This is a genomic window from Micromonospora rubida, from assembly GCF_009908295.1.
Lineage (GTDB): Bacteria > Actinomycetota > Actinomycetes > Mycobacteriales > Micromonosporaceae > Micromonospora > Micromonospora rubida.
Genome location: NZ_JAAALO010000004.1, coordinates 254,369 through 275,789, shown reverse-complemented (window position 1 = coordinate 275,789; position 21,421 = coordinate 254,369). Strand labels below are relative to the sequence as shown.

Below are 21,421 nucleotides of genomic sequence, written 5' to 3'. Positions count from 1 at the left end.
TTCCCGCCCGTGCCACAGGCGTCAGCGAAGGGCCGCGCAGACAGGCGTCAGCGAGGGGCCGTTCCGTTCACAGGCCGAGGTCGCGGGCGATGATCATGCGCTGGACCTCGCTGGTGCCCTCGCCGATCTCCAGGATCTTGGAGTCCCGCCAGAACCGGGCCACCGGATATTCGTTCATGAAGCCGTAGCCGCCGTGGATCTGGGTGGCCTCGCGGGCGTTGTCCACGGCGATCGTGCTGGCGTGCAGCTTGGCGATCGCCGCCTGCCGCTTGAACGGCTCGCCGGCCAGCATCCGGGCCGCCGCGTCGTAGTACGCGAGGCGGGCGGTGTGCGCCTTCAGCTCCATGTCGGCGATCTTGAACTGGATGGCCTGGTAGTTGCCGATCGGCTGGCCGAACGCCTGGCGCTCCTTCGCGTACTTCAGCGACTCGTCGACGCAGCCCTGGGCGAGGCCGACGGCGAGGGCGGCGATCGCGATCCGGCCCTCGTCGAGGATGCGCAGGAACTGGGCGAAGCCCCGGCCGCGCTCGCCGAGCAGGTTGGCCGCCGGGACCCGGCAGTCGTCGAAGGTCAGCTCGTGGGTGTCCGAGGCGTTCCAGCCGACCTTGGAGTAGCCCGGGGCGACCGTGAAGCCAGGGGTGCCGGACGGGACGATGATCGTGGACAGCTCCTTGGCGCCGTCCGGCCGGATGCCGGTGACGGCGGTGACCGTCACCAGGGCGGTGATGTCGGTGCCCGAGTTGGTGATGAACGCCTTCGAGCCGTTGATCACCCACTCGTCGGTGGACTCGTCCAGGACGGCCCGGGTCTGGGTGCCAGCGGCGTCGGAGCCGGTGCCGGGCTCGGTGAGGCCGAAGCCCGCGAGGGCCTCGCCGCTGACCAGCTTCGGCAGCCACCGCGCCTTCTGCTCGGCGGTGCCGAACCGGAAGATCGGCATCACGCCGAGGGAGACCGCCGCCTCCAGGGTGATCGCCACGCTGGAATCGACCCGGGCCAGCTCCTCCAGGGCGAGGCAGAGCGCGAAGTAGTCGCCACCCATCCCGCCGTGCTCCTCCGGGAAGGGCAGGCCGAACAGGCCCATCTTGCCCATCTGCCGGACCACCTCGTACGGGAAGGTGTGCTTCTCGTAGTGCTCGGCGATGACCGGGGCGACCGCCTCGCGGGCGAAGTCCCGCACGCTCTCCCGCAGCGCCTCTTGCTCGTCGGTGAGCCGGAAGTCCATCGGTTCCTCCTGTACGGGTTCCTCCGCCGGACGCTCGTGACGCTGACGGGTGGGACGATCCTTGGCCGCGGTGGCGGCGCCCTGGGGCAGTCAGACCGGGGTGACGCCGTGCCTGCGGCGGGAGAAGTGCCGGTCCTTGGTGCGGGCGGCGGTAAACCGGCGGACCAGTTCGGCGCGCAGCTCGTGCGGCTCCACGATCGCGTCGACCACCAGCTCGCTGGCGAGCCGGACGATGTCGATGTCCCGCTCGTACTCCTCGCGCTTCGCGGCGACGAAGGCGGCCCGCTCGGCCTCGTCGGCGATGGCGGCGATCTTGTTGGCGTAGACGGCGTTGACCGCGGCCTCCGCGCCCATCACCGCGATCTTCGCGGTGGGCAGGGCGATCGTGGCGTCCGGCTCGAAGCCGGGGCCGGCCATCGCGTACAGGCCCGCGCCGTACGCCTTGCGCACCACCACGCAGATCTTGGGTACGGTCGCCTCGGAGATCGCGGTGATCATCTTCGCCCCGTGCCGGATGATGCCCTGCTTCTCCACCGCGCTGCCGACCATGAACCCGGGCACGTCGGACAGGAACAGCAGCGGCACGTTGAACGCGTCGCAGAGCTGCACGAACCGGGTCGCCTTGTCGGCCGAGTCGACGAAGAGCACCCCGCCCTTGAACATCGAGTTGTTGGCGACCACGCCGACGACCTCGCCGTTCAACCGGCCGAAGCCGATGGTCAGCTCCCTGGCCCAGAGCGCCTGGATCTCGAAGAAGGAACCGTCGTCGAGCAGGCCCCGGACGTACCGGCGCATGTCGAACGCCTGCCGCTCGCTGGCCGGGACGAGCGCGGCCAGGTCGGCCTTCTCCGGGGCGGGCAGCGCCTCGGCGGCCGGCGGCTGCTGCGTCCAGTTCGCCGGCAGGTACGACAGGTAGCGCCGGACCACGTCGAGCGCGTCCGCCTCCGTCTTGCAGAGGAAGTGCCCGACGCCCGACTCGGCGCAGTGCACCTTGGCCCCGCCCATCGCCTCCAGGGTGGTCTTCTCCCCGGTGACCATCTCGACCATCCGGTCGGAGCCGAGATACATGCTGGCGTTGCCGTCCACCATCGCCACCACGTCGCAGAACGCCGGAATGTACGCCCCGCCGGCCGCGCTCGGCCCGAACAGGGCGCACACCTGCGGAATCGAGCCGGACGCGCGGACCTGGTTCCAGAAGATCTTCCCGGCGCCGCGCCGGCCGGGGAACAGGTCGACCTGGTCGGTGATCCGGGCGCCGGCCGAGTCGACCAGGTAGACCATCGGCACCCCGGTCGAGTACGCCCGCTCGATGATCCGGATGATCTTCTCGACGGTACGCGCGCCCCAGCTTCCGGCCTTGACCGTGGAGTCGTTGGCCATCAGGCAGACCTGCCGGCCGTCGATGGTGGCGGTGCCGGTGACCACGCCGTCGGCGGGCAGGCCCTCGGCCAGCGCGTTGGCGTACAGGCCGTCCTCGACGAAGGAGCCCTCGTCGACCAGGAGCGCCACCCGCTCGCGGGCGAAGAGCTTTCCCTTGGCGGCGTTCGCCGCGTGGTACTTGTCCGCACCGCCGGACCGGGCGCGCTTGCGCAGCTGCTCCAGTGCCTCACCGTCGAGCGTCACGCCGACTCCCTCGCCGCCTGCCCCGGCCGCGCGGCCTTGTGAACAACCGCCCGACATCCAACCTGAACGATCGTTAGGCTAGCGCATCCCCCCACCCCCCGCGACCCACCACCCCACCCCACCCCTCCGCCCTCCACTGAGGCGGTGATCAAGAGGTTTGCGTCAGGATGGGCGGGAATCCTGACGCAAACCTCTTGATCATCGGGGTCGGCCGGGGGCTGGGGGGCGGCCGGGGGCCGGGTTGGGTGGGGGTTAGGGGGTTAGGTGGGGAGGGGGGTCAGGCGGGTGCGGGGGCCGGCGCGGAGGACGCCGGAGGGGAGCTTCTTGTTGAGCAGGCGCTCCGCCAGCTCGGCTGCCTCGATCAGGGCGTCCAGGTCGATGCCCGTGTCGATGCCCATGTCGTGCAGCATGTGCACCGCCTCCTCGGTGGCCAGGTTGCCGCTGGCCCCCGGGGCGTACGGGCAGCCGCCGAGGCCGCCGACGCTGGCGTCGAACTCGGTGATCCCGAGCTCCAGTGCGGTCAGCAGGTTCGCCAACGCGGCGCCCCGGGTGTTGTGGAAGTGCAGCAGCACCGGAACATGGGCGTTGCGGTCACGTACCGCGGTCAGCAGCTCGCGGACCCGACGCGGCGTACCCATGCCCGTGGTGTCGCCGAACGCGACCCGGTCCGCGCCGTCGCGGACCACCCGGTCGACGATGCCGGCGACCCGCAGGGGGTCGACGTCCCCCTCGTACGGGCAGCCGAAGCTGGTCGCCACGATCACCTCGGCGGTCGCTCCGGCGCCGTGCAGCAGGTCGATCAGCTCCGCGATGTCGTCGAGCGACTCGTCGGTGGACCGGTTGACGTTGCGCCGGTTGTGCGTGTCGCTGGCCGAGACCACCACCTCGACCTCGGTGAACCCGGCCGCGAGGGCGCGCTGGGCGCCCCGGGTGTTCGGCACCAGCGCCGAGTAGCGCACCCCGTCGACCCTCGCGGCCCGCTGCCACACCTCGTCCGCGTCGGCCATCTGCGGGATGGCCTTGGGGTGCACGAACGACACCGCCTCGATCCGGCGTACGCCGGTGCGGGAGAGCGCGTCGATCAGCCGGACCTTGGCCTCGGCCGGGACCGGCTCCTCGTTCTGGAGCCCGTCGCGCGGCCCGACCTCGCGGATCGACACGGCTGTGGGCATCTGGCTCATGGTCACCTCGCTATGACATCGGGTTACCGGAGTGCCGGCGCGCGGCGCCGCCTCTCGTGAAGGCGGCCGGTCGGCCGGTGCCGCCGACCGGCGGTCCCCCAGGGAACCAGAATGCCGGCATCGGACGCCAGCCCACCGCGCAACACCTGTCGGCCGACGAGCGACGACGGCGGGGCCGGAGCCGACGAACGGCAGCGCAGGCCGGAGCCGACGCGCGGCGAGGTGTCGAGGGGGCGAGGGAGTCAGCGTCGGCTCGCCCCTCGCCCCCTCGCCCACGTGCCCACGCGCCTTCGTCAGGGTCAGCGTTGCCCCGGCCCTTCCAGGAGCTCCGCAGCGCTGCGGAGCGTGGCCGAGAGGGCCCCGGCGCAGGCGACGGCCTCCTCTCGACCCAGCGCCAGCGCCATCGCCACCGCCCCCTCCGTGAACAGGGACACCGACCGCAGGCACCGGACCAGGCGACGACGGTCCAGGCGCGGCGGCACGCCATTGTTCGCTCTTCCTCTTCCCATTTCTCCATCCCGGTTATGCAAGTTGCACCGATGGGATTTCCACCGGAAGAAATGCGCGTCCGATAAACGCCGCCTGGCAGTTCGACGGCGGCCGGCCACGACGGGAACAACGACCGGTCGCGGGTGTCCGCGCGCGCTTCTGGCCGGGTGTCACCCCGGGCGGCCGGCCAAAGTGGAGGCTGGATCGGATACTCGCGGATCGGTTGCCCCGCACGGCGTCCGTGAGATAATTGCCGCCTGGAAACCGACCGTCCTACCCGGACAACGACCCGGCCAGAAACTGACCGTGGGCACACATCACGGCGTCCGCCGTTTGACGGGAGGGGGTAGAAAGACGGTTCCCAAGTCAGGCAGCTCTGCGAAAGGTTCGGCATGACCTCCGACACCAGCACGTCACCTCCGCCCCAGGGGTGGCATCGGCGGCACTCGCTCGTCTCGCGCGAGCGGCTGGCCGATGAGTACGAGGCCCGATACGGGTCAGCGGCGGTCTCCGCGTACGGGTTGGCGGTGCGCGACCTCGTCGAGGGCTGCCCGGAGATCGGGGCGGTCGACACCTGGAGCAGGCTGGCCGAGCGGATCTGCCGGGACAGACCCCGCCTCGACCGGGATGCCTGGCGCAAGCGGCTCTCCCGGCACTTCACGGCCGAGACGAAGGGACCCCCATGGCTGACCGTGGTCCTGGTCGTCGAGTGCATCGTTCCGGAGGCCGACCGGGAGACCACGTTCAGTGACTTCGCGCGGCTGTACGAGGCGGCCCGGGGCGAGCGCCCGCCGTCGGGCCTGCGCCACGGGACGGCCGACCCGGCGCACCCCGACGCCCTTGATGCCCTCGACGCGGAGGCGGGCGCCGACCGGCCCGACGAGCGCACCCGCACGACGATCGCCCACCTGGTGCGCGAGAACGCCTTGCTGCGGAAGAAGCTGGCCGCCAACCAGGCCGAGAACGAGCTGCTGCGCCACGCCCTCAACGCGCCGGCTCGACAGGCGGTTCGGGGCAGCTCACGGCACCGCCCGCTCGGTAGCGAGGCCCGCCCGGAGGACGTACCACGGCAGCGGGGGTCCGTGCCCCCGGTCGGGCCGCCCCGCGGGGGGTGGAACACCGGCCGCTTCCCCGCCGTCCCGCCCGCAGCCGGGCAACTCCCCGCCACCCCGGCCACGACCAACGACGCCCCTGCCGGTCGGCACCGGTCGCCCCGGCTCGACCAGGTGTGGCCCACGCCCCGGTCCGCCGGCCCGCTCCCCGCGTACCAGATCGACATGCTCCCGCACGCCCCCGGCGGCGTCCGTCCGGGGCGATCGGGAGGCCCTGCGTAGGGCGCGGGTCACGGCTCCGACGCGGACCTCCCGACCGGCGGGCCGGAACGGTCAGCGCATCCGGCCGACAATGCCAGTGTCGTAGTCGCCGGAGAGGAACTCCTCGTTCTCCAGGAGTTCGGCGTGGAACGGGAGGTTGCACTTCGGGCCGGCGATCTCGAAGGCCGCCACCGCCGCCCGGGCCCGCTCGATCGCCTCCGCCCGGTCGCTGCCGCTGACGATCAGCTTCGCCATCAGGCTGTCGTAGAACGGGGTCACCGTGTTGCCGACGACATAGCCGGAGTCGACCCGGACGCCCTCGCCCGTCGGCTCGTTCCAGGTCCTGATCACGCCAGGGCCGGGGAGGAACCGCTTCGGGTCCTCGGCGTTGATCCGCAGCTCGAAGGCGTGCCCGCGCGGGACGAGCGCGTCCGGGTCGAACGTCGGGGCCAGGCCGGAGGCCACCCGTAGCTGCTCCTCGACCAGGTCGACGCCGTAGACGTACTCGGTCACCGGGTGCTCCACCTGGAGCCGCGTGTTCATCTCCAGGAAGAAGAACTCCTGCGTCGCGGGGTCGAGCAGACACTCGACGGTGCCCGCGTTGCGGTAGCCGACAGCCTCGCCCGCACGTACCGCGGCGGCGAGGATGCGCTCGCGCAGCTCCGGCGAGACCGCCGGGGACGGGGACTCCTCGACCAACTTCTGGTTGCGCCGCTGCACCGAGCACTCCCGCTCGCCGAGCGCCACCACCCGCCCGTCGGCCAGGCCGAGGATCTGCACCTCGACGTGGCGTACCCGGGGGAAGTACCGCTCGATCAGCACCGAACCGTCGCCGAACATCCGCTCGGCGAACGAGCGCACCTTGTCGTACTCGGTGCGCAGCGCGGCCTCGTCGGTGGCCACGCCCATGCCCATGCCGCCACCGCCGGCCGCCGCCTTGACCATCACCGGGTAGCCAATCCCGGTGGCGGCGGCGACCGCCGCCTCCACGTCGGCCGCCGGGTCCGTGGTGCCCGGTGCGACCGGGACCCCGGCCTCGGCCATCAGGTTCCGAGCGTTGATCTTGTCGCCCATCGCGGTGATCGCGTCCGCGCCGGGCCCGACCCAGACCAGCCCGCTGGCCTCGACGGTACGGGCGAACTCGGCGTTCTCCGACAGGAAACCGTAGCCGGGGTGGATCGCCTGCGCGCCGGTCGACTTGGCGGCGGCGAGGATCGCCTCGACGTTGCGGTAGCTCTGGGCCGGGTTGGCCGGGCCGACACAGACCGCCTCGTCGGCCTCGGTGACGAACGGCAGGTCGGCGTCCGCCTCCGAGTGCACCGCGATCGCGCGGATCCCGAGCCGCTTCGCGGTACGGATGATCCGGCGGGCGATCTCACCCCGGTTGGCGACCAACAGCGACTCGATCATGCTCTCCTCCAGCGTCCAAAAGATGGGACGGAGGCAAGGAAACCACGAGTGACCCGTCGCCCACGAGTCGAGCGCCGCAGCACCGGAGGAGTTTCAGGGAGCACACCCCACGCCCCACCAACGATTCCAGGAAGGCCGCCCGACCCCGAAATTGGTAGATCTTGGAAGCAAACGGCCCTTCCAGGGGCCGAAATCTTCCAAGATCTGCCCGATCTCCACTCATCGTCGTAACGCCTGCGGACGCGTGCGCCGAGGCAGTTCCGGTGCGGGGCTCAGGCAGCCGTCTCGGCCAGCAGGGCGGCCAGGGTGGCGGCGCGCAGCAGGGCGGCGCGGCGCCGCCGGTCCACCTCGCCGCCGAGGAACAGCGTCGAGTTCATCAGGCCGAACGCGGCGTGCGCCAGCACCCGCGCCTCGCCGGCGGGCAGGCCCGGGTGCAGCGCGGTCAGCACGGTCACCCACTCCTCGACGTAAAGCCGCTGGAGCCGGCGGATGCGGCGACGCGGCTCGTCCGGCAGCCGATCCAGCTCGTGCAGGTGCAGGGCGATCACCGCCGGGTTGGCCAGCGCGAACTCGACGTGGAAGTCGATCAGCGACTCCAGAGTGCCGCGCGGGTCCTCCGGGTGGCCGGCGGCCCGCGCCCGCCCGCCGTCGAGCAGCCCCTCGCTGACCGGGATCAGCGCGGCTGCCAGCATCGCCTCCTTGCCGGCGAAGTGGTGGTAGAGGGCCGGGCCGGTGACGCCCGCCGCAGCGCCGATGTCGTCCATCGAGACGCCGTGGTAACCCCGTGTGGCGAAGAGCCCGACGGCGATCTCCAGAATCTCGTCCCGCCGGGACCGCCGCCGACCCGTGCCCGTCACGCCGCCCGCCGTCCCCCGTGCCCGCTGCTCCACGCTCACCGGGCAAGCCTAGACCCGCCCCCGGACGGGGTGGGGCTCGGTTACCCGGCGGTCGCATCCGCCGGGACCGGTCAGTCCTCCTCGTCGGTGGTCAGCCCGTGCTCCGCGCGGACCGCCGCCGCATCGTCCGGGCGGCCCATCTCGTCGAGCGCCCCGGCCAGCAGCCAGGCGGCCCGCGCCGCCGACCGGGAGCCGGCGGGCAGCCCGCCCAGCACCTCGCGCAGCAGCGGCTCGGCCTCGCCGGGGCGGCCGGCGTGCAGCAGGGTCTCGCCGGTGAGCAGCTCCACCCGGGCCGCCTCGCCGAAAGCCTCGATCGACCTCAGCCGGGCCGGGACACCAGCCAGCCGGTCCAGCGCCTCGTCCGTTCGGCCGACGCCGGCCAGCACCCGGGCCGCCACCTCGGCGGCCAGCGCCACCTCGTACGTCACCACCGGCGGCTGCTCCGGCTGACCGGTCAGCGCGGTCGCGAGCCCGTCGCAGACCTCGACCGCGCTGACCGCCGCCGGCCCGTCGCCCGCCCAGAAGAGCGCGTCCGTCTCCCGGCGACGGGCGCGCAGCTCATCGACCGGCGCCCCGGCCAGCCGGTACGCCGTCGCGGCCTCGGCGAACCGCTGCCCGGCCAGCGCGTCCCGGTCGGCGTCGTAGAGCAGGCCCCCGGCCTCCTCCAGAACCTGCGCCCGGTGCGGCAGGTTGTCCGGCCCGTCGAGGTTGCGGGCCAGCAGAGCCAGCAGGGCCAGCGCCGGCTCCAGCTCGCCCAGGTCGACGTAGATCCCGACCAGCAGGTGCCGGCAGCGGTCCGCCTCGGCCTGGGCCCCGAGCCGGTCCAGCCCGAGCACCGCCTCCTCGGCCACCTCGGCCGCCTCGGCGGGCCGCCCGGCGACCCGGTACGCGTTCGCCAGCTCCCAGCGCAGGAAGGCGTCCCCGTCGGCGCCCTGTTCCACGCAGAGGGTCACCGCCTCGGCGAAGTCCTCCACCGCCTCGGCCGCCCGCTCCGCGGCCAGCAACGCCCGGGCCCGGAACACCCGGACCGGGAGCCGGGCGCCCGGCGGGGCGGCGCGCAGCGCCTCGTCGCAGGCCGCCACCGTCTCGGCGTGGTCGTCCACCGCCCGGGCGTACGCGAGCGCGGCGGCGGTGACCAGCTCGCCGACGCCCACCTCCCGGGCCAGCAGGCGGGCCTGTCCGGCCGCCGCCCGGAACTCGTCCGGCCGGTCCAACTCCTCCAGCACGTGCGCGCGGTGCAGCGCCGACCGGGCGGCCAGCCACGGATCGTCGTACGCCTCGGCGGCTGCCCGGTCCGCTGCGGCCAGCGCCTCCGCCCAGCGTTCGAGGTGCGCCAGCGCCAGCGCGAGCCGGTCGTGCGCGGCGGCCCGCTCCCGGGCGTCGGCGTGCGCGGCGAGGAAGTCGGCGGCCTCCCGGACCAGCACCAGCCCCTCCTCGCCCTCCCCGCTCATGCAGAGCAGCACCCCGAGCCGGCCGGCCATCACCTGCGCCCGGGCCTGGTCGCCCAGCTCCCGGTACGCGGCCAGCGCCGCCCGGCTCGCGTCCAGCGCCGCCTCCGAGCCGCCGGTCTCGGTCAGCTCGGCCGCCCGCAGCTCCAGCCGGCGGGCCGCCGTCCCAGGCGACGCCTCGGCGGCGCCGAACCGCTCGTCGTACGCCGCCAGCGCGGCGACCAGCCCCGACCGGCGGTGGGTGCGCAGGCACTCGTCGGCCAGGTCGAGCAGCTCGTCGGCGGTGGCGTCGGCCGGGACGGCCGGCTCCTCGGCCGGGGGCACCGCCGGCTGCGGGGACCGGGCCGGGTCGGCCGGGTAGCGGCGCAGGCTGGCCGAGAGCGGCAGGTGCTCCCCGGCGGGCCCGGTGGCCAGCCGCCGGGCGATCCACTCCGACTGGTGCGAGGTGCCGTTGCGGGCGTCGAACCGGGCGGCCAGCGCCGTCGCCGTGTCGGTCAGCTCGGCGGCCAGCGCGGCGGCGGACACCTCGCCCGCCGGCCGGTCGCCGGCCGCCCGCCGGTGCAGCGTGACGTCGCCGGCCCCGGCGGCCCGGCGCAGCGCGGCGGCGGCAGTGGCCGCGAAGTGCATCGCAGCGGCCGGGGTGGGCGCCCGGTCCAGCCAGTCCAGGTGCCGCTCGACGATCTCCACGGCCCGGGCCTCGTTGCCGGTCAACGTGCAGAACTCGACATGGTCCCCGATGTCCCACAGGTCCGACAGGTTGCCTCGCAGCCGCCGGTACGCCTCCCGGTGCGCGTCCCGCGCCGCGTCGCCCCGCCCCGTGCGCAGGTACGGCACGAGCAGCGCGGTGAGGATCGCCTGCGGCTGCTCCGTGCAGGTCAGCCGGCCGGCGAGGACCGGCTCGGCCAGCGCCACCGCCTCGTCGTACCGGCCGACGTGGGCGAGGTGGGCGACCTGGGTGGTGGGGTCGCAGCCGGCGCAGTCGGACAGGTCGTCGCGCGGCGCGGTCAGCCACTCCCGGTACCACCGCTCGGCGGCCTCGGCGTCACCCACGTGGTCGGCGACCAGATAACGGTGCTTGTGCACGGCCTGGAGGCTGTGCCCGGCGTCCCGATACCGGCGCTCCATGTCGTCGAGCACCGCGTACGTGCGGTCCAGCGGAAGCTCGGGGAACTTCAGCATGGCGTTGACCATGTACTTGAAGTGCCAGAGGAGCTGGTGGGTGTAGCCCTGGTGGTACGGCTGCGGGTCCCGGTCGAACTCGGCCAGGCACCAGGAGAAGGTGACGAAGGACTTGCCCGCCTCACCGCCGTAGACGTACCCCGTGGTGGCCTGCATCCGGACGGCGAACGCCAGGTGTCGGTCGTCCCCGGTGTCGGCCCGGCGCAGCAGCTGCTCCAGGGCGGCCGTCCGCCCCGCCCCGTACGGCATGTCGGTGGTCCCGTGCAGCATCCGCCACAGGTCGTCCTCGCTCATCGCGGCCTCACTCCCGTCCCGGTACGGCCCGGCCGAGCAGGCCGAGGAAGGAACTGTTCAGCAGCGCGGCGTCGGCAGCGCGGATGGGATGGTGCCCGAGCAGCAGGGCCTGCCCGTACAGCGCCTCGACGGCGAGCCCGACCAGCTCCGGGTCGTCGAGGGTGGTGACCCGGCGGACCAGCGGGTTGCGGTGGTTGAGCACGAGCTGCGGGCGGTCCGGTGGGGCGGACGCGGCGAGCGCGTCGAGCACCCCGCCCCACAGCTCGTCGGCCCGGTCCCGGGTCGCCGCGAGCTGGTCGTTGAACGCCGCCGACCGGCTGACCAGGTAGAGCGCCGGCAGCGACACCGGGTCGTACGCCCGGATCACCACCTCGCAGCCGAGGCGTTCCAGGGCCCGCTGCGCCCCGGCGAGGAACGGCCGCAGGGCCAGCTCCACCTGCGGTTCGAGGGCCTCGAAGCGGGTGGTCAGGTCGCTGGGCTCCAGCCGTTCGATGAGCGCCGACCGGTCCACCGTCGGCAGCCGCTCGATCAGCTCGGTGTCGTACGTGTAGCCGGCGTTGACCACGGCCAGGTCCTGCGCGGCGGCGACGGCGGCGAGCTGACGGAACTCGTCCAGGCTCGCGGCGTACCGGATCAGGCCGTACTGCTGGCGGAACTCCGCCAGGGTGAGCGTGCCGACGTTGGTGTCCATCGGCCACCACTGGTCGACCAGGCGGAGCATCTCGTCGTCGTGCAGGGCGAGCGCCTTGACCCCCAGGTGGTGCACCTGGAGGAACTCGGCGAGCCGGCGCGGGTCGTGCCGGGCCAGCCGGACCAGCCAGCCGCGCACCTGCGCGCCCAGCGCCTCCCGGGTCGCGGTCAGCAGGGTGTCCTCGTAGAGCGCCTCGCGGCTGGCGGTGGGGCGCAGCTCGCTGGCGTCCACCACGCAGTGGGCGAAGAACGCCCAGTCGGGCAGCAGCCCGTCGGCGTGCTCAGTGAGCAGCATCCGCTTCAGGTACACCCGGTGACCGGCACGGGCGGCCGGGTTCACCGGGGTCGGCAGGACGAATGCGACGCCGGTCAGCCCCGCCTCCGGCACCGACAGCGGCACCACGTCGAACGGGTCGACGCCGAGGTGCTGCCGGGCGTACCGGAGCAGGGCCGGACGGTCGGCGGGCATGCCGGGCGCGGTCGGCCAGGGTGGCTCCCCGGCGGTGGTGACCACGTCGCCGACCCGGACGGTGACCGGCAGCAGCGAGCCGTAGAGCCGGGCCAGGTCGGTGACCGTCGAGGTGGCGAACCACTGGCCGGCGTCGCGGCGCGGCACCAGGGTCACGGTCGTCCCCGGCTCGGCCCGCCGCTGCCCGGCGGGGGCGCTCGCGACGGCGTACCGGCCGTCGGAGTACCCCGTCCAGAGCACCGTCGGCTCGTCGGCGTGCCGGGTGACCACCCGGATCTCGTCGGCGACCAGGAAGCAGGAGAGCAGCCCGATGCCGAACTGGCCGAGGAACTCGTGGCGGGAGAAGCCCAGCTCGTCCCGCTTCGAGCTGCGGCCGATGGTGGCCAGCAGCTCGTGCACCTGCGCCTCGGTGAGGCCAATGCCGGTGTCGTGCACCCGCAGCGTGCCGTCGCCGGTCAGGTCGGGCGGCTCGATGCGGACCAACGCCGGGGCGTCGGGCTCGGTGGCCCGGCGCGCGGTGATCGCGTCAACCGCGTTCTGCATGAGCTCACGGACGTAGACCCGTGGGCTGCCGTAGAGATGGTGACTGAGCAGATCGACCACGCCTCGGAGGTCGACCTGGAAGGTGCGGTCCACGCCTGCTGCTCCCCGGTCCGGTGCCGGCGCTCACCGTACCGGTGATCACCGACGGCCGGCTGCCCCCGCCCCCCGGAACGGGAGCCGGAGGTCAGCCGGCGAGGCCGCCCGGCTGGTCGCCCCGCACGACGGGGGCCCGGACCAGGTTGCCCCACTCGGTCCACGAGCCGTCGTAGTTGCGCACCTGCGGATAGCCCAGCAGGTGCCGCAGCACGAACCAGGTGTGACTCGACCGTTCCCCGATCCGGCAATATGCCACCACGTCGTCGGACGGGCTCAGCCCGAGCTGGTCGGCGTAGATCGCGCGCAGCTCGCCCGCCGACCGGAACGTGCCGTCGTCGTTGGCGGCGGACTTCCACGGCTTGTTCAGCGCGCCCGGGATGTGCCCGCCGCGCAGCGCGCCCTCCTGCGGATAGTCCGGCATGTGCAGCATCTCGCCGGTGTACTCGCCCGGCGAGCGCACGTCGACCAGCGGCCGGCCGGCGGCCACATGCGCCAACACCTGCTCCCGGTAGGCCCGCAGCGGCGCGTCGTTGCGCTGCGGCACCGGGTACTCCGCCCGGGGCCGGGCGGCCTTCTCCCGGGTCAGCTCGCGCCCCTCGGCGGCCCACTTCTGCCGGCCGCCGTCGAGCAGCCGCACGTCGGCGTGCCCGAAGAGCGAGAAGACCCAGAGCGCGTACGCGGCCCACCAGTTGAAGTTGTCGCCGTAGAAGACGACGGTGTCGTCGCGGCCGATGCCCTTGGCGGCACACAGCTCGGCGAAGCTCTTCGCGTCCAGGTAGTCCCGGGTCACCTGGTCGTTCAGCTCGGTGTGCCAGTCGACCTTCACGGCACCCGGGATGTGCCCGGTGTCGTAGAGCAGCACGTCCTCGTCGGACTCGACCACCACCAGCCCCTCGTCGCCCAGGTGCTCGGCCAGCCACTCGGTGGTGACCAGCCGCTGCGGGTCGGCGTACGACTGGAGGCGAGGGTCCGGATCACTCGGAACAGGCATAAGCCCCAAGGTACGCCCGATCCGCGGGCCACGCGGGATGGGCGGGGGACGGTCAGGCGCGGCGGTGCACGAGCCGGCCGGCCACCACCGTCGCGAGGCAGGTCCCGTCGTCGGCGAAGACGGCCAGGTCGGCCCGGCCGCCGACGTCCAGCGCGGGCGGCCGTACCCGGTCGAGGACCGCGACGTCGCCACGGACCGCCGCCGCCCGCAGCTCCGGGTCGGTGAGGTGCGCGGCCGGAACCGCCGCCGCCCCGGCGCGGAACAGCGCGTACACCCGCTCGCGCGGAGTGGGGGCATCCGGCAGCGGCCCGTCGTGCACCAGCGCCGGCCCGAGGGTCCCGGCCCACCGCCGCACCCGCACCCCGGGGTACGCGGCCAGCAGCTCGTCCAGCGGCGCGACCGCCTCGATCCGGCTCCCGGCCACCAGCACGGCCCCGCCGGGCCCCGGTGGGTCGTCGAGGGTGCGCCGCAGCAGCCGCCCGGCGTGCAGGGTGGGCATCAGTCGGCGAACGGGCCGAGTCGGGGCCGCTTCGCGGTGACCGTGTCCCCGGACGACTGGCCGGTCAGCCGGCGTTTGATCCACGGGGCCAGATGCTGGCCCGCCCAACGGAGGTCGGCGGCGCGGGCGGCCAGCCAGGGCGTCGGCGCGGGGTGCGGCGGGACCATGAGCCACTCCTCGTCGCAGCCGATCCCGAGCGCGGTCAACACCTGCGCGGCGACCCGCCGGTGCCCGGCCGCCGACAGGTGCAGCCGGTCGGTGCTCCACAGCATCGGGTTGAGGAAGGTGTCATCGGCGTACAGGTCGACCAGGATCGCGCCGTGCCGCTCGGCGGTCTCCCCGACGGCCTGGTTGAGCAGTTGGACCCGGGGGGCGACCAGGCGCTGGCCGGGCAGCCGGGCCATCACGTCGGCGAACCGGAACAGCACCACGTCCCCGCCGCCCGAGCGCAGTCGGCCGACCACGGCGTCGAAGCGGGCCGCCAGGGCGCCCGGGTCGAAGGTGCGGCGCAGCACGTCGTTGCCGCCGGCCGCGAAACTGACCAGGTCGGGCCTCATCGCCAGCGCCGCCGGCACCTGCTCGGCCACGACATTGGGGAAGAGTCGGCCCCGGATCGCCAGGTTCGCGTACCGGAAGTCGGGGCCGGCCTCGGCCGCGAGCCGGATGGCCACCAGGTCCGCCCAGCCGCGGTAGCTGCCGTCCGGGTACGCGTCGTCCATGCCCTCGGTGAAGCTGTCCCCCACCGCCACAAAACTGCGCCAGCGCAACGCGCCCTCCCGCACTCCTCGGATCGCCCAGCGACGATCAGTCTGGCACTGCCGTCGGGACCCGGTGAACCGGACCGGTCCGACGTGTCCCACCTCCCAGCACTAAATCGACCGATGGCCCGTCGACGGATCGGCCATCCCTCTCCGGTACGAAAATGACGTTCGCCCCTCCCGCGCTGGCCGTACGCTGCGCTGATGCTGCTGCGCATGTCGACCCTGCTGCTCCGGACCCTGCGCGAGGACCCGGCGGACGCGGAGGTGCCGAGCCACCGGCTCCTGCTGCGCGCCGGCTACGTCCGCCGCGCCGCGCCGGGCGGCTACACGTGGCTGCCGCTGGGCAAACTGGTGCTGGACCGGGTGACCGAGGTCGTCCGGCAGGAGATGACCGCGATCGGCGACCAAGAGGTGCACTTCCCGGCGCTGCTGCCGGCCGAGCCCTACCGCACCAGCGGCCGGTGGACGGAGTACGGCGACGACATCTTCACCCTGGCCGACCGCAAGGGCGCCGAGCACCTGCTCGCCCCGACCCACGAGGAGCTGGCCGCGCTGCTGGTGAAGGACCTGTTCACCTCGTACCGGGACTTCCCGGTGACGCTGTTCCAGATCCAGACGAAGTTCCGCGACGAGGCCCGCCCCCGGGCCGGGCTGCTGCGCGGACGCGAGTTCCTCATGAAGGACGCGTACTCGTTCGACCTGGACGACGCGGGCCTCCAGGCAGCGTACGACCGGCACCGGGCGGCGTACCAGCGGATCTTCGACCGAATCGGGCTCGACCACACGGTGGTGCACGCGACGTCGGGAGCGATGGGCGGGTCGGCGTCGGAGGAGTTCCTGGCCACCACCGAAGTCGGCGAGGACACCTTCGTCGGCTGCACCGCCTGCGCCCACGCCGCCAACACCGAGGCGGTGGTGACCCGGGCCCCGGCCGCCGGCAACCCGTCCGCGCATCCGGCGTCGGCCGTGCACGACACCCCGGAGACCCCGACCATCGCCGCGCTGGTCGAGCTGGCCAACGCCCGCCGGCTCGCCGACCGCGCCGACTGGACGGCCGCCGACACCCTGAAGAACATCGTGCTGACCGTCCGCCGGCCGGGCGCGGACAAGTCCGAGCTGCTGGTGATCGGCCTGCCCGGCGACCGCGAGGTGGATCTGAAGCGGGTGGCGGCGGCGCTCGCCCCGGCCACCGTGGCGGTCTTCGACGGCTGGGCCGACCACCCGGAGCTGGTACGCGGGTACATCGGCCCGCAGCTGCTCGGCAAGCTGGGGATCCGGTACCTCGTCGACCCCCGGGTGGTCGTCGGCAGCGCCTGGCTGACCGGCGCCAACGAGCCGGACCGGCATGCCACCGACGTGGTCCACGGCCGGGACTTCACCCCGGCCGGCACGATCGAGGCGGCCGAGGTGCGCCCGGGGGACCCCTGCCCGTCCTGCGACGCCGGGACCCTCACCATGCGGCGGGGCGTCGAGATCGGGCACATCTTCCAGCTCGGCCGCCGGTACACCGACGCGTTCGCCGTCAACGTGCTCGGCCCGGCCGGCAAGCCGGTCCGCCCCACCATGGGCTGCTACGGCATCGGGGTGTCCCGGGCGGTCGCCGTGATCGCCGAGCAGCACCACGACGACCGGGGGCTGGTCTGGCCGGCGGCGGTCGCCCCGTGCGACGTACACCTGGTGGCGGCAGGGAAGGGGCCGCAGCTCGACGCGGCGCTCGACCTCGGCGGTCGCCTCGCCGCCGCCGGGCTGCGGGTGCTGGTCGACGACCGCACCCACGTCTCGGCCGGGGTGAAGTTCACCGACGCCGAGCTGATCGGCATCCCACGGGCCGTCGTGGTCGGCCGCCGCCTCGCCGACGGGTACGTCGAGCTGCGCGACCGGGCCACCGGCGAGCGGGCCGAGCTGCCGGTGGAGGGGCTGGTCGACCGGCTGCGGGACGAGGCGCTGCGCGCCCGGGGAGAGCTGGTGTGGCGGCGACCGCAGGGAGAGATGGTGTAGCGAACGCCGCATTGGGTACCGGTTACCGAATCGACACAGGTTCGCATTCGGAGGCTCTCATGACCGGTTACCGGGTCAGCGACGTAATGACCAAGCAGGTGGTCTACCTGTCCGCGGAGACCACCTTGGACGAGGCGGCCAGAGTGATGCGGGAGGCGGACATCGGCGACGTGGTGGTCACCGACGGCGCCAGCCTCGCCGGCATGCTGACCGACCGCGACATCGTGGTCCGGGCGGTGGCCGAGCGCCGCGATCCGGCCAGCACCACCATCGGCTCGATCGTCACCCGGGAGGTGGTGATGATCGAGCAGCATTCGACCGCCGGGGAGGCGGCCTCGCTGATGCGCGAGCGTGGTGTCCGCCGCATCCTCGTCTGCGACAGCGAGCGCAAGCTCGTCGGCATCGTCTCCCTCGGCGACCTCGCCATGCAGCTCGACCCCGCCTCCGCCCTCAGCGACATCAGCGAGCAGGCCCCGACCGTCTGAACGGAAGGGTCCAATCTCAACGCCTCAGGTAGAGGAGGGCCCGCTCTCCGCACCGGTAGCCTGACTGGATGCCCGAGATGCCGACCAAGCTGGCCGAGATCGTCGACGAGTTCGCCTCCGCACCCCGCGACGTGGTGCTGGAGATGCTGCTGGAGTACGCCGACGTCATCCCGCCGCTGCCCGAGGAACTGGCCGGCCGGGAGGGCATGGAACAGGTCCCCGAGTGTCAGACGGCGTTCTTCCTGCGCGCCCAGGTCACGCCGGACGGCGCGGTGACCACCTGGTTCGACTGCCCGCCGGAGGCGCCGACCACCCGCGCCTTCGCGGGCATCCTCGCCGAGGGGTTGGCCGGGCTGAGCGCCGAAGAGGTGCTCGCCGTGCCGGACGACCTCTACCAGCGGATGGGGCTGGCCCAGGTGATCAGCCCGTTGCGGGTCCGGGGCGGCACGGCGATCCTGGCCCGGCTCAAGCGCCAGGTCCGGGAGCAGACCGCCGCCTGACGCCGCAAACCTCGACCGACCGCCCCGGCGGGCGCCTCCGTCCGGCCCTTTCGCGTCACGTCCGGGAACAGCCGCACCGGTCGGCGGGTTGTCTCCGGTCATGGAGATCGAGATTTACGCCGACGTGGCCTGCCCCTGGTGCTACATCGGCAAGCGCCGGCTGGAGCAGGCCCTGGAGTCGTACGACGGTGAGGCGACGGTCCGGTACCGGCCGTTCCAGCTCGACCCGTCGCCGGTGACGACCCCGCAGCCACTCCTGGCGGGGCTGGCCACGAAGTTCGGCAGCCGGGAACGCGTCGAGCAGATGTTCGCCCAGGTGACCGAAGTCGCGGCGGACGCGGGGCTACGGCTGGACTTCGACCGGGCCGTCTCCGCCAACACCTTCGACGCCCACCGGCTCGTTTGGTACGCCACCGGGCGGGGGCTCGCCGCCGAGACCGTGGACGCCCTGTACCGGGCCCACTTCACCGACGGCGTGGACATCGGATCGCGCGCGGCGCTGGCCCGGCTCGCCGCCGGGGCGGGGCTCGACGAGGCCGAGGCGCAGACCTTCCTCGACTCCGGGGAGGGGTCGTCGGAGGTCGCCGCCGAGCTGGCCGCCGCGCGGGAGCTGGGCGTGACCAGCGTCCCAACGTTCGTGCTGGCCGGGAAGTACGCGGTCACGGGGGCGCAGGAGCCGCAGACCCTGCTGGCAGCCCTGGCCGAGGTGGAGCAGCGCGAGTCGAGCGCCAGCTAGCCCATCGAAGATCACGATGTTTCACGTGCAACAACATCGACACAGTTGAGGCTCACGCCGGCTTGGCCAGGCCCTCCACCACCCGCGCGCCGGGCAACGCGCCGAGGGCCGGCCCCGGCAGTGCGATCTTGCTGTGCCGCACGCCCGACCCGACGATGACGTGCGGGGCGGCGACGACCCGCGCGTCGACCAGGATCGGCCACTCCTCGGGCAACCCGATCGGGGTGATCCCGCCGTACTCCATCCCGGTCGCCTCGACCGCGTCGGCCATCGGGGCGAAGCTCGCCTTGCGCACGTCGAGCATCCGGCGGGCCGTCCCGTTCACGTCCACGCGCGTCGTGGCGAGCACGATGCAGGCGGCGTACCGCATCTCGCCCTCGCGCCGGCCCGCGATCACCACGCAGTTCGCCGACACGTCCAGCCCCACCCCGTACGCGGCGCAGAACGCGGCGGTGTCGGCGAGGTCGGCGTCGATCGGCGCTACCAGCACGTCGTCGACGTCCACCGGGGCGTCGGCGGCCCACCGCCCGATCGCGGCGGCCACCGGGGGCGCCAGCAGGTCCAGGCGGGTCCGGGCGGGCTCGGTCTTCAGCGTCCCCATCACGGGTGGATCCTCGCACCCCGCCGTCCCGCCCGCTCACGGCGACCCTCGGGGCTCGGCCCGACCCCGTGGCCGGGCCGACCAACCGGACCCGTTCCGCCCCGGTCGGAACGGGCGACCCGTCAGCCGTTGGCGACGAACCGGTTGTCCCGGACGAACGTCCGGTCCGCAGCGGCGGCGACCTCCTCGGCGCGCAGCAGGCCGGGCCGGCGGGCCTCCAGGTCCTCGAAGGCGTGCCGGACGGCGATCCGGATCACCCCGTAGAGGAACACGAATCCGCAGACGTAAAGGGTCACGATGGTGACGAGAACCAGCATGAGGTCACCATAGGCAGCCGGCGAACGAGTGGACTTCTCATCTCCGGCCGGTTCCCCCGGAGGTGTCGACCAGGTGGTCGATCAGGCTCCGGCTGCTGCCGGGGTCGCCGAGGAAGATCCAGCCCGGAGGGCCGGCCCGCCGCCTCGGGGAGCACCGCAGCGGCGGAACGGCTCCGTCATCCGGGCGACCCGGCCGGAGCCGGCACCACCCGGCCGGCAAGGACGACGCCCAGCGTGGCCAGGGCGGCGGCCAGCACGAGAATGGCCGTGTAGCTGCCCGGGCCCGGTGCCGAACCGACTGCGAGCACCGCGCCGGTCAGCGCCAGCACCGACGCCGCGAACAGCGAGTCGCCCAGTTGCAGGGAGGAACTGTTGCGCCCCTGCTCGCCGGGGGCCGACAGCTCCAGGGTGAGCACCGACAGCGACGGGTAGAGCAGCCCCATTCCGAGCCCGGCGACGGCCCAGCCGAGCACGCCGACCGGCAACGGCACCGCCGGCCACACCGCGAGCGCCACCGTCGCCGTCCCGACGGCGATGCAGACCAGTCCGGCGCGCACGAGGGTGGCCGGCGAACCGGGCACGGGCAGCCGCGCCCGGCCCCCGCTCCCCGGGTCACTGCCCGGCGCGGGCAGCCGGCCCTGCAACCAGGACCCGGCCGACCAGGAGAGCGCCCCGACGGTGAGCATCAGGCCCGCCTCGGTCGGCGACAGCCCGCGCTCCCGGGAGAGCATCAGCGGAATCACCACCTCCGCGCTGGCGAACGCGGCGGAGGCCAGGCCGCGCAGCCCGATCACCATCGGCAGGCCCCGGCCGGCCCGCAGGAAGCCGGCCGGCAGCAGGCGCGGGGCGCAGCACAGCAGGCCGGCGAGCGCCGCCGCCACCAGGCCGACCGCCGACGCGCCGCGCTGCTGCCCCCCGTAGTGCAGCAGCGCGGCGCTCACCCCCGCCCCGCAGGCCCAACCGACCCGGGCCGCCGCGCCCCCCGCCAGCCGTACCACGGGCGAGACAACGGCCCGCAGGCTCGGCTGGATGAGCAGCGCCGCCGGCACCGCCACCGCCGGCACCGCCAGGAAGACCCAGCGCCAGCCGAGGTGCTCGACGATCAGCCCGGCCAGCGCCGGCCCGACCAGCGACGGTACGACCCAGGCCGCCGCGAACGCGGCGAAGATCCGCCGGTGCAGCACCTCCGGGTACGCCCGCCCCACCACCACGTACAACGCCACCGAGAGCAGGCCGGAGCCGAAGCCCTGCAGCAGCCGCCCCGCCACCAGCACGCCCATCGTCGACGCGGTGCCGGCGAGCAGGAGCCCGGCGACGAACCAGCCAACCCCGTGCCACACCGGTGCCCGGGGACCTCGGGCGTCGCACCAAATGCCGGAGACCACCATGGCCACCACGCCGGAGGCAAAGGGGCCGCCGAACGCCAGCCCGTACCAGGACAGCCCGTCGAGGTCGCGGGCGACCGTGGGCATCGCGGTGCCGACGGCGAGCGCCTCGAACGCGATCAGCGAGACCAGGGCCACCACGCCCACCGTCATGGCCCGCAGGCGCGGGGCGAACAGGCGCTCCGGCGCGACCGGGCGCGTGGCCGTAGCGGTCACCGGTGCCCGGCCGTACCGGACGCCCGGACCGGGGCCCTCCTTGACGCATCCCGACGGCGCCCGCCCACCGGCCGCCCCC

At 73.7% G+C, this 21,421-nt stretch carries 19 protein-coding genes; 5 read left to right on the top strand and 14 right to left on the bottom strand.

The window, feature by feature from the left end; all coding sequences use genetic code 11:
- Positions 1–67: 67 nt before the first annotated feature.
- The 4 genes from GVV04_RS15575 to GVV04_RS33960 form a co-directional block, all read right to left on the bottom strand.
- Positions 68–1,222 (bottom strand): acyl-CoA dehydrogenase family protein, encoded by a 1,155-nt coding sequence (locus GVV04_RS15575; protein ID WP_161688758.1) that lies wholly within the window; start codon positions 1,220–1,222, stop codon positions 68–70.
- A 90-nt stretch (positions 1,223–1,312) separates the two neighbouring features.
- Positions 1,313–2,845, bottom strand: coding sequence for an acyl-CoA carboxylase subunit beta (locus GVV04_RS15570; RefSeq protein WP_161688757.1), 1,533 nt, complete (start codon positions 2,843–2,845; stop codon positions 1,313–1,315).
- Positions 2,846–3,105: 260 nt separating this feature from the next.
- On the bottom strand, positions 3,106–4,017 hold the full coding sequence (locus tag GVV04_RS15565) for a hydroxymethylglutaryl-CoA lyase (protein ID WP_201753567.1): 912 nt from the start codon (positions 4,015–4,017) through the stop codon (positions 3,106–3,108).
- A gap of 308 nt (positions 4,018–4,325) precedes the next feature.
- Positions 4,326–4,460 (bottom strand): hypothetical protein, encoded by a 135-nt coding sequence (locus GVV04_RS33960; protein WP_268926281.1) that lies wholly within the window; start codon positions 4,458–4,460, stop codon positions 4,326–4,328.
- Positions 4,461–4,907: 447 nt separating this feature from the next.
- On the opposite strand from GVV04_RS33960, the gene GVV04_RS15560 reads away from it, so the two are divergent.
- Complete coding sequence (locus GVV04_RS15560) at positions 4,908–5,849, top strand: hypothetical protein (protein WP_161688755.1); 942 nt, start codon at positions 4,908–4,910, stop codon at positions 5,847–5,849.
- Between the two features lie 51 nt (positions 5,850–5,900).
- Here GVV04_RS15560 and GVV04_RS15555 read toward each other — a convergent pair whose 3' ends face one another.
- The 7 genes from GVV04_RS15555 to GVV04_RS15525 all read right to left on the bottom strand — a co-directional run bounded on the left by GVV04_RS15555 (position 5,901) and on the right by GVV04_RS15525 (position 15,110).
- A complete protein-coding gene (locus GVV04_RS15555) occupies positions 5,901–7,238 on the bottom strand; it encodes an acetyl-CoA carboxylase biotin carboxylase subunit (protein ID WP_161688754.1) in 1,338 nt (445 codons plus the stop codon).
- A gap of 272 nt (positions 7,239–7,510) precedes the next feature.
- Positions 7,511–8,134, bottom strand: coding sequence for a TetR/AcrR family transcriptional regulator (locus tag GVV04_RS15550; RefSeq protein ID WP_161688753.1), 624 nt, complete (start codon positions 8,132–8,134; stop codon positions 7,511–7,513).
- 71 nt (positions 8,135–8,205) lie between these two features.
- Positions 8,206–11,055, bottom strand: coding sequence for a hypothetical protein (locus GVV04_RS33955; RefSeq protein ID WP_161688752.1), 2,850 nt, complete (start codon positions 11,053–11,055; stop codon positions 8,206–8,208).
- Between the two features lie 7 nt (positions 11,056–11,062).
- Positions 11,063–12,850 (bottom strand): HSP90 family protein, encoded by a 1,788-nt coding sequence (locus GVV04_RS15540; protein WP_161688751.1) that lies wholly within the window; start codon positions 12,848–12,850, stop codon positions 11,063–11,065.
- A gap of 91 nt (positions 12,851–12,941) precedes the next feature.
- Complete coding sequence (locus GVV04_RS15535; protein ID WP_161688750.1) at positions 12,942–13,844, bottom strand: sulfurtransferase; 903 nt, start codon at positions 13,842–13,844, stop codon at positions 12,942–12,944.
- 52 nt (positions 13,845–13,896) lie between these two features.
- Positions 13,897–14,343 carry an imidazolonepropionase-like domain-containing protein gene (locus GVV04_RS15530; RefSeq protein ID WP_161688749.1) on the bottom strand — a complete coding sequence of 149 codons (447 nt, stop codon included), beginning with the start codon at positions 14,341–14,343 and terminating at the stop codon, positions 13,897–13,899.
- Entirely contained in the window at positions 14,343–15,110 is a 768-nt protein-coding gene (locus GVV04_RS15525) for an SGNH/GDSL hydrolase family protein (RefSeq protein WP_161688748.1), read from the bottom strand. Before GVV04_RS15525 ends, GVV04_RS15530 begins: the two co-directional genes overlap by 1 nt.
- Positions 15,111–15,305: 195 nt before the next feature.
- On the opposite strand from GVV04_RS15525, the gene GVV04_RS15520 reads away from it, so the two are divergent.
- The 4 genes from GVV04_RS15520 (at position 15,306) to GVV04_RS15505 (ending at position 18,823) form a co-directional block, all read left to right on the top strand.
- Positions 15,306–17,102, top strand: a complete 1,797-nt coding sequence (locus GVV04_RS15520; protein WP_161688747.1) for a proline--tRNA ligase — start codon at positions 15,306–15,308, stop codon at positions 17,100–17,102.
- 59 nt (positions 17,103–17,161) lie between these two features.
- The gene (locus GVV04_RS15515) at positions 17,162–17,587 is read left to right on the top strand and encodes a CBS domain-containing protein (protein WP_161688746.1); all 426 of its coding nucleotides are present in this window, start codon (positions 17,162–17,164) and stop codon (positions 17,585–17,587) included.
- Positions 17,588–17,655: 68 nt separating this feature from the next.
- Positions 17,656–18,087 (top strand): SufE family protein, encoded by a 432-nt coding sequence (locus GVV04_RS15510; RefSeq protein ID WP_161688745.1) that lies wholly within the window; start codon positions 17,656–17,658, stop codon positions 18,085–18,087.
- Between the two features lie 100 nt (positions 18,088–18,187).
- Positions 18,188–18,823 (top strand): DsbA family oxidoreductase, encoded by a 636-nt coding sequence (locus GVV04_RS15505; protein WP_161688744.1) that lies wholly within the window; start codon positions 18,188–18,190, stop codon positions 18,821–18,823.
- A gap of 52 nt (positions 18,824–18,875) precedes the next feature.
- Here GVV04_RS15505 and GVV04_RS15500 read toward each other — a convergent pair whose 3' ends face one another.
- The 3 genes from GVV04_RS15500 to GVV04_RS15490 form a co-directional block, all read right to left on the bottom strand.
- On the bottom strand, positions 18,876–19,424 hold the full coding sequence (locus GVV04_RS15500; protein ID WP_161689405.1) for a YbaK/EbsC family protein: 549 nt from the start codon (positions 19,422–19,424) through the stop codon (positions 18,876–18,878).
- 122 nt (positions 19,425–19,546) lie between these two features.
- Entirely contained in the window at positions 19,547–19,741 is a 195-nt protein-coding gene (locus GVV04_RS15495; RefSeq protein ID WP_161688743.1) for a hypothetical protein, read from the bottom strand.
- Between the two features lie 176 nt (positions 19,742–19,917).
- Entirely contained in the window at positions 19,918–21,342 is a 1,425-nt protein-coding gene (locus GVV04_RS15490; RefSeq protein ID WP_328822411.1) for an MFS transporter, read from the bottom strand.
- Between the last annotated feature and the right edge of the window lie 79 nt (positions 21,343–21,421).

Bases quoted from the DNA above. Each gene is read 5' to 3' on its own strand.
- GVV04_RS15520 (WP_161688747.1), top strand. From the start codon at position 15,306: ATGCTGCTGCGCATGTCGACCCTGCTGCTCCGGACCCTGCGCGAGGAC.
- GVV04_RS15530 (WP_161688749.1), bottom strand. From the start codon at position 14,343: ATGCCCACCCTGCACGCCGGGCGGCTGCTGCGGCGCACCCTCGACGAC.
- GVV04_RS15505 (WP_161688744.1), top strand. From the start codon at position 18,188: ATGGAGATCGAGATTTACGCCGACGTGGCCTGCCCCTGGTGCTACATC.
- GVV04_RS15560 (WP_161688755.1), top strand. From the start codon at position 4,908: ATGACCTCCGACACCAGCACGTCACCTCCGCCCCAGGGGTGGCATCGG.
- GVV04_RS15575 (WP_161688758.1), bottom strand. From the start codon at position 1,222: ATGGACTTCCGGCTCACCGACGAGCAAGAGGCGCTGCGGGAGAGCGTG.
- GVV04_RS15495 (WP_161688743.1), bottom strand. From the start codon at position 19,741: ATGCTGGTTCTCGTCACCATCGTGACCCTTTACGTCTGCGGATTCGTG.
- GVV04_RS15510 (WP_161688745.1), top strand. From the start codon at position 17,656: ATGCCCGAGATGCCGACCAAGCTGGCCGAGATCGTCGACGAGTTCGCC.
- GVV04_RS15515 (WP_161688746.1), top strand. From the start codon at position 17,162: ATGACCGGTTACCGGGTCAGCGACGTAATGACCAAGCAGGTGGTCTAC.
- GVV04_RS33955 (WP_161688752.1), bottom strand. From the start codon at position 11,055: ATGAGCGAGGACGACCTGTGGCGGATGCTGCACGGGACCACCGACATG.
- GVV04_RS15500 (WP_161689405.1), bottom strand. From the start codon at position 19,424: ATGGGGACGCTGAAGACCGAGCCCGCCCGGACCCGCCTGGACCTGCTG.
- GVV04_RS15535 (WP_161688750.1), bottom strand. From the start codon at position 13,844: ATGCCTGTTCCGAGTGATCCGGACCCTCGCCTCCAGTCGTACGCCGAC.
- GVV04_RS15565 (WP_201753567.1), bottom strand. From the start codon at position 4,017: ATGCCCACAGCCGTGTCGATCCGCGAGGTCGGGCCGCGCGACGGGCTC.
- GVV04_RS15555 (WP_161688754.1), bottom strand. From the start codon at position 7,238: ATGATCGAGTCGCTGTTGGTCGCCAACCGGGGTGAGATCGCCCGCCGG.